14 protein-coding genes and 1 tRNA gene are annotated in these 15,602 nt (G+C 71.6%); 7 read left to right on the top strand and 8 right to left on the bottom strand.

The annotated features are described in order from the left end of the window. The first annotated feature begins 17 nt into the window (after positions 1–17). The gene (locus ABZ738_RS26875; protein WP_357217598.1) at positions 18–530 is read left to right on the top strand and encodes a hypothetical protein; all 513 of its coding nucleotides are present in this window, start codon (positions 18–20) and stop codon (positions 528–530) included. A 121-nt stretch (positions 531–651) separates the two neighbouring features. On the opposite strand, the gene ABZ738_RS26870 is transcribed toward ABZ738_RS26875, so the two are convergent. Continuing rightward, positions 652–2,250 (bottom strand): ricin-type beta-trefoil lectin domain protein, encoded by a 1,599-nt coding sequence (locus ABZ738_RS26870; RefSeq protein ID WP_357217595.1) that lies wholly within the window; start codon positions 2,248–2,250, stop codon positions 652–654. 173 nt (positions 2,251–2,423) lie between these two features. After that, entirely contained in the window at positions 2,424–4,661 is a 2,238-nt protein-coding gene (locus ABZ738_RS26865; RefSeq protein ID WP_357217592.1) for a glycosyltransferase family 39 protein, read from the bottom strand. Positions 4,662–4,786: 125 nt separating this feature from the next. On the opposite strand from ABZ738_RS26865, the gene ABZ738_RS26860 reads away from it, so the two are divergent. Next, positions 4,787–5,494: a glycosyltransferase family 2 protein gene (locus tag ABZ738_RS26860; RefSeq protein WP_131052358.1), complete on the top strand. Its 708-nt coding sequence runs from the start codon at positions 4,787–4,789 to the stop codon at positions 5,492–5,494. A 36-nt stretch (positions 5,495–5,530) separates the two neighbouring features. Here the strand turns inward: ABZ738_RS26860 and ABZ738_RS26855 are convergent, their stop codons facing one another. Together ABZ738_RS26855 and ABZ738_RS26850 are read right to left on the bottom strand one after the other, a co-directional pair. Further along, positions 5,531–6,421 (bottom strand): transketolase, encoded by an 891-nt coding sequence (locus ABZ738_RS26855; protein ID WP_357217588.1) that lies wholly within the window; start codon positions 6,419–6,421, stop codon positions 5,531–5,533. Positions 6,422–6,423: 2 nt separating this feature from the next. After that, complete coding sequence (locus tag ABZ738_RS26850; protein ID WP_357217585.1) at positions 6,424–7,149, bottom strand: transketolase; 726 nt, start codon at positions 7,147–7,149, stop codon at positions 6,424–6,426. Between the two features lie 46 nt (positions 7,150–7,195). On the opposite strand from ABZ738_RS26850, the gene soxR reads away from it, so the two are divergent. Further along, positions 7,196–7,669: a redox-sensitive transcriptional activator SoxR gene (gene soxR, locus ABZ738_RS26845; protein WP_131052361.1), complete on the top strand. Its 474-nt coding sequence runs from the start codon at positions 7,196–7,198 to the stop codon at positions 7,667–7,669. Here soxR and ABZ738_RS26840 read toward each other — a convergent pair. Beyond that, complete coding sequence (locus ABZ738_RS26840) at positions 7,662–8,639, bottom strand: NAD(P)H-quinone oxidoreductase (RefSeq protein WP_131052362.1); 978 nt, start codon at positions 8,637–8,639, stop codon at positions 7,662–7,664. The genes soxR and ABZ738_RS26840 overlap by 8 nt on opposite strands. A 192-nt stretch (positions 8,640–8,831) precedes the next feature. Between ABZ738_RS26840 and ABZ738_RS26835 the strand changes: the two genes are divergently transcribed. Continuing rightward, a tRNA-Ser gene (locus ABZ738_RS26835) sits at positions 8,832–8,918 on the top strand. A 235-nt stretch (positions 8,919–9,153) separates the two neighbouring features. On the opposite strand, the gene ABZ738_RS26830 is transcribed toward ABZ738_RS26835, so the two are convergent. Next, positions 9,154–9,312, bottom strand: a complete 159-nt coding sequence (locus ABZ738_RS26830; protein ID WP_161595086.1) for a hypothetical protein — start codon at positions 9,310–9,312, stop codon at positions 9,154–9,156. Positions 9,313–9,462: 150 nt separating this feature from the next. On the opposite strand from ABZ738_RS26830, the gene ABZ738_RS26825 reads away from it, so the two are divergent. Beyond that, a complete protein-coding gene (locus ABZ738_RS26825) occupies positions 9,463–9,996 on the top strand; it encodes a YbhB/YbcL family Raf kinase inhibitor-like protein (protein ID WP_131057881.1) in 534 nt (177 codons plus the stop codon). 146 nt (positions 9,997–10,142) lie between these two features. On the opposite strand, the gene ABZ738_RS26820 is transcribed toward ABZ738_RS26825, so the two are convergent. After that, positions 10,143–10,853, bottom strand: a complete 711-nt coding sequence (locus ABZ738_RS26820) for a class I SAM-dependent methyltransferase (protein WP_131055928.1) — start codon at positions 10,851–10,853, stop codon at positions 10,143–10,145. A gap of 210 nt (positions 10,854–11,063) precedes the next feature. Between ABZ738_RS26820 and ABZ738_RS26815 the strand changes: the two genes are divergently transcribed. Further along, on the top strand, positions 11,064–12,890 hold the full coding sequence (locus tag ABZ738_RS26815) for a hypothetical protein (protein WP_357217577.1): 1,827 nt from the start codon (positions 11,064–11,066) through the stop codon (positions 12,888–12,890). A 3-nt stretch (positions 12,891–12,893) separates the two neighbouring features. Here the strand turns inward: ABZ738_RS26815 and ABZ738_RS26810 are convergent, their stop codons facing one another. After that, positions 12,894–13,676 carry a hypothetical protein gene (locus ABZ738_RS26810; protein ID WP_357217727.1) on the bottom strand — a complete coding sequence of 261 codons (783 nt, stop codon included), beginning with the start codon at positions 13,674–13,676 and terminating at the stop codon, positions 12,894–12,896. A 277-nt stretch (positions 13,677–13,953) separates the two neighbouring features. On the opposite strand from ABZ738_RS26810, the gene ABZ738_RS26805 reads away from it, so the two are divergent. Further along, positions 13,954–15,468 (top strand): peptide deformylase, encoded by a 1,515-nt coding sequence (locus ABZ738_RS26805; RefSeq protein ID WP_131055932.1) that lies wholly within the window; start codon positions 13,954–13,956, stop codon positions 15,466–15,468. Positions 15,469–15,602: the final 134 nt, after the last annotated feature.

Here is a 15,602-nt window from a genome sequence, read left to right as displayed (position 1 = left end):
TCGTCGTTGGGCACGTCATGGACGTCTTCTCCCGAACGTTCCTCCCGGCCGCCTCCGAGGCCGGCCTGGCGGTGCAGACCGCCACGCGCCACATGCCGGTGTTCCGTCGCTGTGTGGGTTCCGGCGACGCCACCATCCTGGTCACCCGGTGCAGCCGACCCGATCGGCCGATGTCCGGGGACTACCTTCTCCTACTCACCCACCGGCGGCTGGTGGTGACCCGGCAGACGCCGGTGCTGCACCGCCTGCGGCTGCACCTCAACGCCGAACTGCGCGAGCTGAGCCACGTCACCTGGAGCCCCGACCCACGGCTGCACTCGGTGGAGCTGGCCGCCACCGCGATCGACGGGATCCGTGAGCGGTTCCTGGTCCGCACCCAGTTCCCGAAGCAGGTGTGGCAGCTCGACGCGCTGCTCAACCACGCCTTCCGCACCCGGGTGCGCAGTGCGCTGCCCCGGGTCGTGGCCACCGTCGCCGAGACGCCCACCGCCGTCCGACCGGCCACGCTGCATCCCGCCGTCGCCCGCTGACGCCCGCCGGTCCGCTGCTGCGGTGCCGGCCACCGCTCGACGCCGCCCCGGTACCGGCGTGCCGGTCACGAGCGGGGAGCGGCCGTCCGTCGACGGCCGCTCCCTCGTCACCGGTGCGGGATCAGTAGACCCGCGATCCGATGAAGTCGTCGCGGCCGTACCCGACGGGGTTGGCGAACGACCGCGACTCGAACGACCACTGCTGCCGTGAACTGCTCGAACAGGTGGCCAGCCGCAGTCGGGGCGTACCCAGCAGCGGATTGTCGAAGGCCAGGCAGAGGTTGGTGTTGCCGGCGGCCCGGAGTTGGTTGCCGGCGAGCACGAACCGCTGGTTGACGCCGCCGTGGCAGTCGTGGACGTTCACCGTCGTGCCCGAGCTCAGGGTGCCACCCGAGACGTCCAGGCAGCGGTCGTGGGACAGCTCGGAGTGCAGCGACTGCCGGGCCTGGTCGTACCAGAAGCCCTGGTTGCGTCCGCCGTGGCAGCGGTACGACTGCTGTGCGGTGCCGTTGCGGGAGTCGTAGCCCTTGCCGTCGACGCAGGTGCCGGTGGCCGCGTTGCGGAGCTGCCGGAACTCCATCAGCCCGGACTGGAGCACGCCGTTGCCGGTGCTGGCCGGGTCGACGCAGGTGCCCCGTTCCTGGCCGGCGGCATAGAACTGCGTGATGCACTGGGCGAACATGCCGTGGCCCCGGTAGTTGGGGTGGAAGGACTGGCGGGCCGCGTTCTCGTCCCAGACGCCGAGTTCGATGTAGAGACCCCGGACGGAGGTGCTGTCGGTGCACACCTCGTGCCCGTGGAAGAGGCGGCTCGCGTCGAGATAGCGGGTGCCGGTGTTGGCGGCGGCGGCCCGGAGCGCCGACTCGAACATCGGTACCGCCTTGTTCCGGGCGAACGCGGCGTCGGCCAGATAGAGCAGGCAGCCGCCCGCGTACCAGCCCGGGAAGTTCGGGTTGTCCTCGACGTCGGGGCTGGCCGGGCTGGAGTACGACATCAGCACCAGCTCGTAGTCGGAACGCAGGTAGCCGGCCCCGGTCATGGTCCGGCGGATGTCGGTCAACGCCTCCTCGACGGCGCGCCGGCTGCCGTCGGTGCGGACGGTCCACTGATCGGTGTACGTCGGCCAGCAGGGGCCCTGGAACAGCACCCGGCGCAGCGCGCAGTCGGTGGCGACCGGGCCGAACTGGATCGTGCCGTCGCCGTTGGCCCCGGCCACCACCCAGATCAGCTTGATGTTCGTGTTGCGGGCCTTGATCGCCAGGTGGTCACCCTGGTTCAGCTCGTTGTGCTGGGTCGGGCCGCCGGACACCAGGTTCCACGGAGTGGCACCCGAGCAGGCGATGTTGTACCGCTCGTCGGCGGTGATGCCGGTCCGGAACACCGCCTGGTCGTAGGAGCGGTCACACCAGTTGCCCGGCTGGTGGGTGCCGGGCACGTAGTTGCCCACCCCTTCGCCGGAGATCTGGCTGTCGCCCATGGTGAGCAGGGCGGTACGCCGTTGGTCGAGTGGGCGGACGGCGGCGGAGCCGTAGAGCGCGGTGGCCTCGGCGGCGCGGATGGTCTCCAGGTGGGCGGGGAGCGGCTGGACGGTGGGACGGTCGGCCGCCGCGGCGGGGGCCGCGGTGGCGAGCATCGGCAGGACGAGAGCGGTGGCGAGGACGGCGGCCTGGACGAGCCGCCGTCGATGCGTCCGGTCACGCCTGGCAGGGGTACCAGACATCGACGCACTCCTTCCGGGTCGATCGCGGGACGTCGATCGAGTTACCGGACGGTAGCGCCTGCCGCGTACCTATGTGAATGCCTCTCGGAATACTTGCGCGCAGCGTCGAACCGGGCCAATGGGGCAGGTCGTGGCCGGTCGGGCAGTGTCGCCCGAGGTCGGCGGCGTGCCGCTCAGCGGTCTGTCGGCACCGCGTAACCCACGTACTCCCGGAACTCGAAGCGCCAGCCGGGCGGCACGAGATCGGCGCAGAGCCGGCGGCTGCCGGTGCAGACGATCGCGTCCATCGCCGCCGGGTCCGCCGCCGGGCGGTCATCCAGCACCGACTGGAGCGCGAGCAACTCCGGTGCTCCGCCGTCGGCGTCCCGCAACAGCAGCCACCAGGGGTACTCCCAGTCGTCGTTGCGCTGGGACAGCCCGATCCGACGGGCGTCGGCGGCGCGCACCGCATCGGCCGCCCAGCGGTACTCCTCGGCCCAGTGCGGACGTCGCAGGAAGCGGCTCTCCCAGTCGGAGGTGGTGAAGACCGACCCCTCGCCGACCAGCCGGCGCGGGAAGCCGTACGACACCGCGAGCACACCGGCCAGCGCGCAGGTGGCCAGCACCGTCACCGCGAGCGTCGCGGCGATCGGCCGCCGGGCGCTCCGCCCGTCACCGGCACTCCGCCCGTCACCGGCGTTGCGGTGTGCCCGCCGCAGCACGGCGTCGAGCCAGAGCCCGGCCAGCGGCACCGAGGCGGCCAGGGCGTAGAGGATCAGCCGGTTGCCCCAGGGCTGCCACTTGATCGTCGCGGTGTGCAGCACCACCGCGACCACCACCACCAGTGCGTACGCGCGCAGCGCCCCGGCCGTCTCCGGGCTGATCCGCGCCGGACGGCGCAGTGCCGCCACGGCACCGATCAGCACCAGCGCGCCGGCCAGCGGGAAGGCCACCCGGTCCTCGTCCGGATACCAGGACGGCACCGGGAAGACCTCCCGCCCGAACGTGATAGCCCGGTCCTGCGGGTCCACCCCGATCAGGTCGGCCACGCCGATGATCACCGCAGCGGAGGCGTCCCGTAGCGGGGTCAGCGGGGTGTCCAGCGCGGTGTGTCCGATACGGAGCGCGTTCACCACCACCGACAGCGGGTCGTGCCGTTCCATCGGCACCGACTCGCGCAGCCGCTCCGGCCCGAGCGGATGGCCGAACTCGGCGTACACCCGGCCCAGGAAGGGGCCGACCACGGTGACGGCGACCAGCAGGATCAGCGCCGAGGCGCCGACCGTCCGGGCGGTCGGGGCGGCCGGGAGCCGACGCTCCGCGCCCGGCCGGTCACGGTACGCCAGGCGGAGCTGGCCCAGTCCCCAGAGCACCAGCAGCGGGCCGACCGCGAGCAGGCCACTGGTCTTGGTCACGGCGGTCAGTCCGGTGGCCGCCCCGAGCGCGAGCAACTCACCGAAGCCGGCACGGTGACGCAGCCCGTCCAGTGCGAGCGTGGCCGTGCACACCACCCATGCGGCGCAGACCAGGTCGGTCTGGGTGCTGGTCGCCTGGAGCGTCACCATCGGCGTGGTGGCCAGGACGAAGACGGTGAGCAACTGGGCCCGGCGGGCGCCGCCGAGCTGCGCGGTCACCCGGGCGACCGCGATCAGGCAGAGCACCCCGGCGGCCCACTGCACCAGGTGGTGAAGCGCGTCGCCACCGGTGAAGAGGCGCAGGTGCAGCAGCAGGTACTCGGCACCCGGCGGGATGGTGACCTGCCGGTGGATCGCGGTCGCCCAGAGCGACAGGTCGCCCTGCGCCACCCAACGCTCCACCTTGGGCAGGTGGTAGGTCTGCGAGTCGAAGTTGTTCGGCGCGGCCAGCAGGGCGATCAGCAGCTCGACCAGGACCAGCCCGGCGACCGTACCGGCCAGCAACCGCTCGCCGCGACTCGCCGTACGCCAGAAATCGGTGACCGACGCCCGCCAGCCCACCTCCGTCGCCGGGTCCTCCGGGCCGGACACGGTCGCCGGGTCGAGGGTGGCGATCGTGCCGATCGCGGTCGAGGTCGGGGTCTCCGACGCTCCGGCGAGGACACTCGCCGAGGACGACGCGGCCGGACGCCCACCGACCGACCCGCTCCCGCCCTCGGAGACACGGCGGTCCGCCACCCGGCCGGTGGTGGTGGCCGCCCGCCGTCGCGCGGCGGCGACCCCGGCACCCGCGAGGAAGAGGAGCCACGCCGCCCCGAACGCGGGCGTGCTCAGCATCCCCAGTGCACCCAGCACCTCGACGGTCAGCACCGCGAAGGCGCCGACGGCGAGACTCGCTCGGATCACCGCAAGCCGTCGTGGCGCGGTGTGACGTACGGACCGTGGCCGCAGCGCCACCGACAGCAGGACGACGGCGGCGACGGGGGCGAGGACGAACGGGAAGCCGGCGGCCGACATGGCCGGAAGTAAACACCATCGGACTGAGTGCCCGTTGGTCGATCTCCTGAGGCGGTCGCCACCACAGGACCGACCTGCCGGGGCTACGCTATGGCCGACATACTGCCGCCCTCGTGGAGATTCCCGTGAAGCTGTCGATCCTCATGCCGGTCTACAACGAGGAGGAACGCATCGCGGACGCCCTCAAGCAGGCGTTGGCGGTCGAGTACCCGTGTGAGATCGAACTCGTGGTGGTCGATGACGGCAGCCGCGACGGCACCGGGGAGATCCTGGGCCGGGCCGACGACGCGCGTCTGCGCGTGATCACGCACCAGCGCAACGCGGGCAAGGGCGCAGCCATCCGGACGGCGGTCGCCAGCGCCGAGGGTGAGTACATGGTCATCCTCGACGCGGACCTGGAGTACGACCCGCAGGACATCCCCAAGCTGCTCGCCCCGGTGCTCGACGGCCGGGCGACCGTGGTCTACGGAAATCGGACCTTCGGCAGCCACAGCGCCTACAGCTTCTGGTACGTGATGGGCAACAAGGGCGTCACCATGGCGGCCAACGTGATGTTCAACTCCTACATCGGCGACCTGGAGACCTGCTTCAAGCTGATGCCGGTGGCGCTCTACCGCTCGCTGGACGTGCGTTCCCGGGGCTTCGGCATGGAGGCCGAGGTGACCGGCAAACTGCTGCGCCGCCGGATCCGGCCGTACGAGGTGCCGATCAGTTACCGGGCCCGGGGCCGCGAGGAGGGCAAGAAGATCACCTGGCGGGACGGTGTCGAGGCGATCTGGATCCTCGGCCGTGAGCGGACCCGTCGTCGCCCCGGGAGCGGCTCCGCCGCCTGACGCGGCAGCCCGGTCGAGGACGACGACGGGCAGCTCTCAGACCAGAGCCGGGGACAGGAACCCGGTCAACGCGCGGTGCAGGCCCGCCGCGTCCAGTCCGTGCCAACGGGTGTGGTCGTCGGCCGAGCCGTAGCGGCGTAGCTCGTCGCGTCCCACACCGAGTGCGAGGAGCCGGTGCGGCCGGTCCGCCAGTGCCGCCGTGACCACCCGGGTCGAGGTGCCCGCCAGGTAGGGCTCGACCAGGATCACCTCGGTCCCGGCGAGCGCCCGCAGGCCGGTGGTGTCGAACGGGCGCGGCCGGTGGGTGTACGCCACCGTGACCGGCAGATCCGCTGCGGCTGCCACCGCCGCGTCCAGCACCGGCCCGACCGCGACCAACAGCGGTGCACCCGGTCCGGCGTCGCGGACCACCACCAGCTCGCCGTCACCGGCGTACGGCCGTGCGTTCCGCGACGTCGACAACCGCAGGTACGCCGACGCGTCCCCGGCGACCGTGGCGCGCAGCAGACCGGGCACCTCCGCCGGGTGCCCCGGCACGTGCACCGTCCAGCCGGAGAGGGTGTCGAAGAGCGCGACGTCGGCCGGGCTCAGGTGGGTGCGCCCGGCCGCCGCCCGGTCGTACGACGCGCCCACGCTGACCAGCACCGCGTGTGCCGCCTGGTGGTCGAGGTCGAGCTTGATCTGCTCGTACGCCCGCTCCACCAGGAACGGCGCGTAGCTGTGCACGATCGGCCGTAACCCGGTCAGCGCCAGCCCACCGGCCACCCCGAGCATCAACTGCTCCCGGATGCCGACGTTGAGCACCCGGTCGGGGTGTCGTCGGGCGGCGGGGGAGAACGCGTCGGCGGAGATGTCGGCGAGCACCAGCGCGGTACGCGGATCCTCGGCCAGCAGGTGCGTGGTGGTCTCGATGAAGCTGTCCCGCATGGCTACTCCCCGCTCTCGACGACCGCGACGACGACGTGCGGCCGGGGTCCGTGGTGCCCGGTCAGGGCGGTGCGCAGCGCGTCGTGGTCCCGTCCGTCGACCGTGGCGGCGGTCCACCCGTTCACCGTGAAACGGGTGGCCACGCCACCGGGCCAGCCGTGTGTGGCGGAGGAGTTGTCGACCACGATCGCGGTCAGGTTGGGCAGACCGGTCCCGCCCGCGTACGCGATCGCCTCGTGGTTCGATCCCTCGTCCAGCTCGGCGTCACCGAGCAGGACGTACACCCGGGTGTCGAGCAGTCCCTGGGCGCGCAGCCCGAGCGCGGTCCCGACGGCCAGGCCGAGACCGTGCCCGAGCGAACCGGAGCCGATCTCGACTCCGGGGACCAGCGTCCGGTCCGGGTGGTCGCCGAGCCGGCTGTCCGGCCCGCCCTGGTCGTCCAGCCAGTCGAGCGGCACGAACCCCTTGGCGGCGAGCACCGCGTAGTAGCCGGCGACCGCGTGTCCCTTGGAGAGCAGGAAACGATCACGAGCCGGGTCGTCGACAGTGTCCGGGGTGATCCGGAGGACCCGGTCGTAGAGCACCCAGAGCACGTCGATGGTCGAGTGGACGTTGGCACCGAACACGCGGCCGGCGCGGATCCGTTCCAGCAGCGGAGCGACCGGCGACCGGCCGTCGAGCGGCGCGGCGGCCTCGGCGACCCGGGCGGTGGTGGCGAGAGTAGTCATGCGGATACTCTGCAAGTTGAAGTTAGGTTCAATTCAAGGCGGTGTGATGCAGGAAGCCCTCACCATCGGTCAGCTCGCCGATCGCAGCGGCGTGGCACAGTCGGCTCTGCGCTACTACGAGCGGATGGGGCTGATCCGCGCCGACCGCACCGGCGGCAACCAGCGTCGCTACCATCGGAGCGAACTGCGCCGGGTGGCGTTCATCCGGATCTCGCAGCAGGTCGGCATCTCGCTGGACGAGATCCGGGCCGCGCTCGACTCGCTGCCCGCCTCCCGGACGCCGACCGCCGAGGACTGGACCCAGCTCTCCACCGCGTGGCGCGACCGGCTGGACGAGAAGATCAGGCTGCTCGCCAAGCTCCGCGACGATCTCGACGGTTGCGTCGGCTGTGGGTGCCTCTCGCTCCAACGCTGCGCGCTCAACAACCTCGACGACCGGCTCGGCGCCGAGGGCCCCGGCCCCCGACTCGCGCTGCCGAACACGCCGGCGTGTCAGACGTCGCTGCCGGCGCCTAGCTGACGGTGAGCAGCACCTTGCCGAGGTGCTCGTTCGACTCGACCAGCCGGTGCGCCTGGGCCACCTCCGTGATCGGCAGCCGCCGGTCCACGACCGGGCGGACCCGGTCCGCCTCGACCAGCGGCCAGACCTCGTCGCGTACCCCCTGCACGATGGCGGCCTTCTGGTCCAGCGGGCGGGCCCGCAGCGCGGTGGCCGCCACCGTGCCCCGCTTGGCCAGCAGCGCGCCGAGGTCCAGCTCGGTCTTGCGGCCACCCTGCATGCCGATCACCACCAGCCGCCCGTCCGGCGCCAGCGCGGCCACGTTCCGGCCGAGGTAGGACGCGCCCATGATGTCGAGTACGACGTCCGCGCCCCGTCCGTCGGTGACCCGCCGGACCTCCTCGACGAAATCCTGCTCCCGGTAGTCGACCAGGTGGACCGCGCCCAGCTCACGCAGCCGGGGATGCTTCGCCGCCCGCGCGGTCGCCACCACCGTGGCCCCGAGCGCGGTGCCGAGCTGGATCGCGAACGTGCCGATGCCGCTGCCGCCACCGTGCACCAGCAGCGTCTCGCCCGCCGACAGCCGGGCCACCTGCACCACGTTCGACCAGACCGTGCACGCCACCTCGGGCAGCGCGGCAGCGTCGACCAGGTCGACCCCCGCCGGCACCGGCAGCAGCTGCCCCGCCGGCACGGCCACCCGCTCCGCGTACCCGCCGCCGGCCAGTAACGCACAGACCTCGTCACCGACCCGCCATCCGCTGACGTCCGCGCCGGTGGCGCTCACCACACCCGAACATTCCAGTCCCGGGTACGCGGGCGCACCCGGCGGCGGCGGATAGTGCCCCTGCCGTTGCAGCAGATCGGCCCGGTTCACCGCCGTGGCCCGTACGTCGACGATCACCTCGTCCGGTCCCGGCTCCGGGTCGGGCACCTCGTCCCAGCTCAGCACCTCCGGCCCACCGGGCTCGGCAATCACGATCGCGCGCATAGCCCAGTCTTACCCGATCGACGTGCTGTTCCACGCCCTGGCCGCCCCCTGGCCGGCGAAATTCGGGCCGGCGGAGCACAGTGGAGTCGCGTGACCGACCGCCGCGACGGCCACGCGGTCGGGGGTGGCTCGCCCCTTCGCCGATCTGCCGGACGTGGCAGACTGTGCACGGCCGCGCCGTGCGTGGCACCGGGAGGGTTCGCCTAGTGGCCGATGGCGCTGGTCTTGAAAACCGGTAAGGCAGCGATGTCTTCGTGGGTTCGAATCCCACACCCTCCGCTCACCCTCCACCCGCGCGCTCATTCGGACCCGCACCCGTCCACGCGCCCGCACCCGTCCACGCGCCCCGCCACCTGCCGTGTCACGTGCCTGCCCGCCGCGATCATGGATATGTGGCACGCGAAAAGCTCCTGAATGCCCTTCGTTGTCCCTGCCACAAGTCCATGATCGGCGGGGCGGGTGGGGCGGGGCGGGGCTGGGTTAGGCGGGGTGGGGTGGCGTGACTCGTCGGCGCTCAGCGCTTTGGTGGGCGTACCTGCTGGTTCTCGCGGATCTTCTCGGTGGCGAGCCGGTCCACGGCCCGGCGGCGTTCGTCGGGTCGAGGCTGCTCGTCGTCGCGGTCACGCACGGCGTCTACGGCCGCGGTGACGAAGTCGCGCCAGATGCCGGCCACGGATCTCCCTCGCTCGATGGGTGCCAGGCTGACAACCCGCGTGAGCGGCCTTCGGTTACGGCGGACACCTCGCGTTTTCCTGGTTGGCGCCGCGCGACAGGGTATGAAGGGGGACGCAGAACACCACTTCCACCGGAAGGACCTGTGTCGATGACCCTGGAACGACCCATCGCCCCGGACCCGTACGAGCTGCTGCCGACCGTCGCATCGTTCACGCTGACCAGCGACGACGTGCGCAACGGTGAGCCGATGGACGCGGCGCATGCCCACGACAGCACCGGTGGGGAGAACGTGTCGCCGCACCTGGCCTGGTCGGGTTTCCCGGCGGAGACCAAGGGCTTCGTGGTGACCTGTTTCGACCCGGACGCACCGACCGGCAGCGGGTTCTGGCACTGGGTGCTGGTCAACCTCCCGGCCGACGTGACCGAGTTGCCGCGTGGTGTCGCCGAGGGCGACCTGCGGGGTGCGTTCAGCGTCCGGAACGACTACAGCGTGCAGGGGTTCGGCGGTGCGGCGCCGCCGGCCGGTGACCGGCCGCACCGGTACGTCTTCGCGGTGCACGCCCTCGACGTGGAGCGCCTGGACCTCACGCCGGACGCCTCACCGGCATACGTCGGCTTCAACCTGGCCTTCCACACCCTCGCCCGAGCCACCATCCGCCCGACCTACCAGATCACCACCTGACCCCACCCCGCCGACATGGCCGCGTTGATCAAGAGGTTTTGGCCACCGATCCCGACCGGGCGTGGCACAAACTTCTTGATCAACGCGGTGAACCCGCCCGGGGGAGGGGGAGGGGGAGGGGGAGGGGGAGGGGGAGGCGCAGGGGGTTAGGCGGGGGTGCGGGCTACGGCGAAGACGGACTGGCCGAAGGGCGGGCGGGCGACCTGCTCGGCGGCCTTGGTGGCGGGGAGGACGAGGGTGTCGTACACCTTCACCATCGGGCCCTCCTTCGGCATCAGCCGGAAGACCTTGGTCGCCATGAAGTAGCCGATCAGGCCGAGCGCGTTCGCGTAGTGGATCTTCTCTACCCGCAGACCGGCCTCGGTCATCGCGGCGGAGAGCGTCTTCTTCGTGTAGCGGCGCACGTGGCCGGTGGCGACGTCGGCCGGGCTCATCGCGAACTGGAACGCCGGGACGATGATGACGACCGCGCCGCCCGGGCGGACCAACTGGCCCATGGTGCGCAGCGCCGACACGTGGTCCTCGATGTGCTCCAGCACGTTGTACGACACCGCCGCGCTGTAGTCGCCCCGCTCCGTGTTGGGCAGTAGCATCTGGCGTACCTCGATGGACGGCTGGTCGGCCAGGCGCTCCTTGAGCGCGACCAGCCGGTCCGGGTCGGCCTCGGTGGCGGTGAAGCGGGGGAAGTGCTCGGCCCACTCCAGTGCGTAGTCGCCGAGCCCGCTGCCGATCTCGATCGGGTTGTCGCCCAGGTAGGGCACGGCCAGCTCGACGAACCAACGTCGGTGGTTGACCGCGGTGGCGAGGCCCTCCAGAACCTCGGACTGCACGCGCTGATCCCCAGTGATTTCTGCCATGCGTCGATTCCTCACGATATGACTCGACCCCGCGCCAGGACCGACTGAGTGAACCATCCGCCTGGAGGGCGGGAATATCGGGGCCCGCGGTGGCCGAATTACGGTCGGGTGGCTGCACGATCGGTGGTGGTCAGCGAACTCGGAAGATGTTACGCCAGTGGTCGGAAGGCCGCACGATGGCCCGATACGCCGACTACGCTCCGAATTACCATGACTACTCCTGAATCGGGCCGCTCCGCCGACGAGTCTGAGGCGCCAGGGGTGCCGGTCGGGCCACCGGAAGGCGGCCATCGTCCCAGTTCAGCGCGGTGGAGGGACGTCGCCGCCGTGGTGAGCTTCACGGTGCTCGGCTTCTGGGTCACCGCGCGGATGTGGCTCAACCCGGCCGACGGAATTCGCGACAATCAGACGGATATGGCCCAATTTCAGTGGATGATGGCGCACGGTGCGCGGGTGGTGACGGAATTCGCGTACCCGTTCTCCTCGGATCGGATGAACGTGCCGGAATCCGTCAATCTGATGGCGAATACCTCCGTTTTATCCGTTTCATTGCCGATGACGCCGGTGACCCTGCTGTTCGGCACCCGTACGTCGTTCCTGCTCTTCCTGACGCTCGGGATGATCGCCACGGCCACCGCCTGGTACTTCGTGCTCTCCCGCGTCCTCGTCGGCTCGCGCGGCCCCGCCTGGCTGGGCGCCGCCTTCTGCGCGTACGCCCCGGCGATGGTCTCGCACGCCAACGCGCACCCGAACATCGTGTCGCAGTTCGTGGTGCCGCTGATCGTCTGGCGTACCTTCCGGCTCGCCGAGCCCGGCCGCTGGCTGCGCAACGGCGTCCTGCTCGCCCTGGTGATCGTCTGGCAGGCGTTCCTGAACCTGGAGATCCTGCTGATGACCGCGATCGGTCTCGGTGTGGTCGTGGTGGCGCTGGCGATCGCCCGACCCGACCTGCGTCGACGGACCCGCACCTTCCTCGCCGGACTCGGCGTCGCCGCCGGGATCGCACTCGTGCTGCTGGCGTACCCGCTCTACGTCCAGTTCTTCGGGCCCGGCGCCTACAACGGCCTGTCCTGGCTGATCCGGGGCTACTCCACCGACCTGGCCTCGTTCTTCACCTACGCCCGGGAGTCGGTGGGCGGCGAGGCGTTCAGCGCGGCCCGGCTGGTCAAGAACCCCACGGAGGAGAACGCCTTCTTCGGCTGGCCGCTGGTGATCCTGGTGGCGGCGATCGTGTGGTGGCTGCGGCGCAACCCGGTGGTGGTCGCGCTGGCCGGACTGGGGCTGGTCTTCGCGGTGCTCTCACTCGGGCGGGAGATCCGCTTCGACGGCCGGGGCACCGGGATACCGGGCCCCTGGGCCGCACTGGAGGACCTGCCGGTGCTGCACTCGGTGGTGCCCACCCGCTGGTCGCTGGCGATCACGCCGATCGTCGGGCTGCTGCTCGCCTACGGTGCCGAACGGATCCGGCAGGTCGCCGCCCGGCACCCGGACCGGCGTACCCAGATCCGGTTCGGCACGGCGACCGTGCTGGCGATGGCCCTGGTGCCGGTACTGCCCACCCCGCTGCCGACCAAGCGCCTCGAACCGACCCCGGAGTTCGTCACCTCGGGGGCCTGGCGTCCCTACCTGGCCGGCGGGCGCAGCCTGGTGACCCTGCCGCTTCCCGACACCGACTACGCCGAGCCACTGCGCTGGTCGGCGCAGACCCGGTTGCGGATGCCGATCGCCCGTGGCTACTTCCTCGGCCCCGACACCCGGCCGGGCCGGGACCGGGTCGCCCTGTTCACCGCGCCGCCGCGCCCCACCAGCACCTTCTTCGCAACGATCCGGCGGACCGGCGAGGTGCCGCCGATCACCGACCAGGACCGGCGGGAAGCGGTCGAGGACCTGCGGTACTGGCGGGCCGGGGCGGTGGTCCTCGGCCCGCACGAGCAGGCCGAGGCGCTGCGGACCGGGATGACCGAACTGACCGGCGTGGAACCCACCTACACCGGCGGGGTGTGGTTGTGGGACGTCCGGCCGCTGGTCGGAGAGTGACGCTCAGGAGCTGCGGATGCAGCAGCCCTGGCAGACCTTCGGCGCGGGCAGGGTGAAAGCCAGGCAGCAGGTGCGGCGCTGCACGGTCGGCTCGCCGTTGCGGCCCGGCACCAGCTCCACCAGGTCGGCCAGGTCGAGCGCGCCGAGCAGCGTGTCGACCGCCTCGACCGCCGAGCCGGGCAGGCTGTCGGCGGCCCGCAGTACCCCGTGCGCGATGCCGGAGGCCACCGAGCCGAGCAGCGTCCGCGTACCGATCCGGACCTCGCCCTGGATGGCGGCGATCACCGGCGACAGGTGGGCGTCCAGCAGCGTGCCGCGCAGCGCGGTCAACAGGGCCTGCTCGTCGGCGAGCACCTGGACCTGGGGCAGCCCGGACAGGGCCAGCGGGTCGTTGGGCAGGACCGCGATCGGGGTGGACCGACGCAGGCCCAGCGTGATCAGGGTGCGCGGGTCGGCGAAGTGCACGAGAGCCGCGTCGGCGTCGAGCAGCGGCACCCGTCGGGCGACGGCCCAACCGAGCACCACCGGCAGTGCCGCCCAGTAGCTGTACGCCTTCCAGGCGACCGCGGCGGAGGCGTGTGGCGTACCACCCCAGAGGCGGACGGCCGAGCTGAGCAGCTCCGGCACCTGGGTGCCGCTGGTCAGCGTCGTCGCCGGGGCCCAACCCGCCTCGTCCGGCACGACCAGCCCGGCGGCCAGACCGGGCAGCGCGTCGGTGCCGAACATGGCCCGCAGGGCCGTGGTGACCGGGGCCAGCGGTGCGGCCGAGGCGGCGTGGACGGGCAGCACGGCTGTCACCTGATCCACCCCCGTCCGAGACCCTACTGGCCAAACTAAGGCTAGCCTAACCACACTTCCGGCATCCGGGGAACCCGGGAAGAAGGAAAAGCGAGAGGTTCGGATCACTCGACGGGCGGCGGTCACGCAGAGTGTCGCACCGGAGACTCGGGGCAGTATCGGTAGAAATCGCTCACCGGTCAAGGGTCCTGTCGAGAACATGCCAGATGTGTGCGTGATCGGCGACGCAACGTGAAACTTGATGCACCCGGCCACGAGGAAGCTGATGACGACCTCACCGCTCGATCGGGCTGCCGACTCGTTCGCCGCCGAACTCGCACGGCACCGGACGGAGCGGGGGCTGTCCAAGAAACAACTCGCCACCCTGATGGGCTTCGACCCGTCGTACGTCAGCCACGTGGAAGGGCGGCGGCACCGACCCACCGAGGACTTCGCCCGGCGCGCCGAGGCCGTCCTGGAGGCCAGCGGCGCCATCTGGCAGCGGTTCCGGGAGTACGACGACCTGCGCCACGCCCGAGTCGAGCGCCACCACCGGGAACCCGTCCTCCCCGGCCAGTGGATGCCGCCGGGCACCGGACTCATCGTCGAACGCGAGACCGCCACACTCACCCACACCGACGACTCCTACCACTGCGTCATCCGCCGGGAGCTGTACAACGCCGGCACCGAACCGGTCACGCGCTACCTGGTCCGGATCGCCGTCGACCGCTACCCGAACGACCCGGGCCGCTCCAACCGGCACCACCGGGAACACCCGCTCACCTTCGCCGAACTGCAACTGAGCGCACTCCGCGAGGAGTCCGGCGAGCGGGAGGCCATGCACTGGCGGGCCAAGCACGACCGGGACGCCTTCAAGGAGATCTGGCTGCTCTTCGAGAACGCCGACCGCCGCTTCCCGCTCTACCCGGGTCGCCGCGCCACCATCGAGTACGCGTACACCGTCGGACGGGACAAGTGGGGCCCCTGGTTCCAGCGGGCGGTCCGCGTACCCACCCGGTACCTTGCCGTACGCCTGGATCTGCCGGCGGCGCTGGACCCACAGGTCTGGGGCGCGGAGACCTCGCTCTCGGCGGAGGAGGGGCCGCTGCGCACGGCGGTGACCCGGCGGGACGAGGACGACCGGGCGATCTTCGACTGGGCGACCGACGAGCCGCCGCTGAACGCCCGCTACCGGATGCAGTGGCGCTTCCGCGCCGAGCCGGAGACTGAGCCGGAAGCCGGCCGGGTCCGGCCGTCCGACCGGATGCGCGGACTCGGTGTCGTGCAGCGCGGCGCGGACCTGCTGCGGCAGCCCGCCCGACCGTTCGACCTGCCCCGCGAGGAACACGCCGCCCGCGAGATCGTCGACCGGCTGGTCACCGCGATGGCCCGGCTGGACGAGATCCACCCCTTCACCAAGGGCGTGGGCGTCGCCGCGCCACAGCTCGACATCGGTCGCGCGGCGGCCGTGGTCCGCCCGCCCGACCGCACCGCCGAGCCCGTCGTCCTGCTCAACCCCCGGGTGGTCGAGGCCGCGCCGGACACCGACGAGCAGTACGAGGGCTGCCTCTCCTTCTTCGACCACCGTGGGCTGGTGCCCCGAGCGCTGCGGATCGACGTGGAGCACGCGCATTTCGACGGCGGACGGGTGATCACCTCGTTCGAGTTCGGCATGGCCCGCCTGGTCGCGCACGAGATCGACCACCTGGAGGGTCGGCTCTACGTCGACCGGATGGCGCCCGGCGTGCCGCTGGTGCCGATCGAGGAGTACCGGGAGACCGGGAACCCCTGGCGCTACTGACCCCTGCCGCCTGCGCGGGTGGCGCCCCGCGCCAAGGTGTGAACGGCGGACTCATGATCCGTCGGTCACGGGCTCGCGGGAGGCGCCACCGCGCCCGCCCGGGTGGGAACGACGGCCGGACGGGCGCGGTGGCG

Source organism: Micromonospora sp. NPDC047793 (genome assembly GCF_040642635.1).
In the GTDB taxonomy this organism is placed as follows: domain Bacteria; phylum Actinomycetota; class Actinomycetes; order Mycobacteriales; family Micromonosporaceae; genus Micromonospora.
This window is presented reverse-complemented; position numbering and strand designations above follow the sequence as displayed.